Source organism: Pseudomonas sp. 32_A (assembly GCF_017490905.1).
Classification (GTDB): domain Bacteria; phylum Pseudomonadota; class Gammaproteobacteria; order Pseudomonadales; family Pseudomonadaceae; genus Aquipseudomonas; species Aquipseudomonas inefficax.
This window is the reverse complement of the sequence record NZ_JAFGYI010000279.1, coordinates 1-471: the sequence shown is the minus strand read 5'-3', so window position 1 is coordinate 471 and position 471 is coordinate 1. Positions and strand designations below refer to the sequence as shown.

Sequence of the window (471 nt, the reverse complement as noted above, 5' to 3'; positions counted from 1 at the left end):
TCGAATGTTGATTTCTGACTTTTGTCAGATCGTTCTTTAAAAATTCGGATATGTGATAGATATAGACTGATGACCAGTTTCACTGCTGGTTAATCAGGCTAAGGTAAAATTTGTGAGTTCTGCTCGAAAGAGCAACATGCGAATTTTCGGCGAATGTCGTCTTCACAGTATAACCAGATTGCTTGGGGTTATATGGTCAAGTGAAGAAGCGCATACGGTGGATGCCTTGGCAGTCAGAGGCGATGAAAGACGTGGTAGCCTGCGATAAGCTTTGGGGAGTCGGCAAACAGACTGTGATCCAGAGATCTCTGAATGGGGGAACCCACTCAGCATAAGCTGAGTATCTTGTACTGAATACATAGGTGCAAGAGGCGAACCAGGGGAACTGAAACATCTAAGTACCCTGAGGAAAAGAAATCAACCGAGATTCCCTTAGTAGTGGCGAGCGAACGGGGACCAGCCCTTAAGTTG

Annotated in this window: 1 rRNA gene; it reads left to right on the top strand. The window is 45.6% G+C overall.

From position 1 onward, the window contains the following. Positions 1–194: 194 nt before the first annotated feature. Positions 195–471: ribosomal RNA gene (locus J5M58_RS26675) — 23S ribosomal RNA — on the top strand; the annotation flags it as partial.